1 protein-coding gene is annotated in these 609 nt (G+C 74.2%); it reads left to right on the forward strand.

Features of this window, described 5'->3' with window-relative positions; all coding sequences use genetic code 11:
- The first annotated feature begins 219 nt into the window (after positions 1–219).
- A complete protein-coding gene (gene tatA / locus L0B03_RS18875; RefSeq protein ID WP_250448654.1) occupies positions 220–564 on the forward strand; it encodes a Sec-independent protein translocase subunit TatA in 345 nt (114 codons plus the stop codon).
- The last annotated feature ends 45 nt before the right edge of the window (positions 565–609 follow it).

Consider the following 609-nt stretch of genomic DNA (forward strand, 5'->3'; position numbering starts at 1 on the left):
GCCAGGCGGGCGGCGGCCAAGCTCGCCACGGCCCGGCGGCGCGCGGCCCGGACGGCGCAGCACGAGGCCACCTACGCGCGGTGGCGGGTGTTCTCCCACTGACCAGGAGGACCTCGGCGGGCCCGCCGGGCGGACGCACCTGAGGGCCTACTCACCGAGCCGGAAGGACCGACCGTTACGATGGGTCCAGGACGGACCGCGCACGGATGGAGGAAGCTCATGCTCGCCAACTTCAGGGGCATGGAGTGGATCATCCTGCTCGTCATCGTGCTGCTGCTCTTCGGGGCGCGTCGACTGCCTGACCTCGCGCGCAGCCTCGGCAAGTCGATGAAGATCCTCCGCTCGGAGGTCAAGGACATCCGCAAGGACGACACCACGACCGACCCGGCCGGGACGACCACCCCGACCGCCCCCGTGACCGAGGCTCGCCCGACGAGCACCTCGCCCGGCGCGCCCTCGAGCCCCGCCGGCGCGGGCACCGGGACGGAGCCTTCGCCCACCGGCTCGAGATCGACCGCGGGACCCGCAGGCACCGGCTCCGACGACGGTGACCGCCCGCACTGACGCGGCCCGTGCTCCGCGCGGCCGAGCCCGCCGAAGTCCGAGGCC

The sequence above is a fragment of the Actinotalea sp. C106 genome, from assembly GCF_023630195.1.
Classification (GTDB): domain Bacteria; phylum Actinomycetota; class Actinomycetes; order Actinomycetales; family Cellulomonadaceae; genus Actinotalea.

Excerpts from the sequence above, each read along its gene's own strand:
- tatA (WP_250448654.1), top strand. The coding sequence starts at position 220 with ATGCTCGCCAACTTCAGGGGCATGGAGTGGATCATCCTGCTCGTCATC.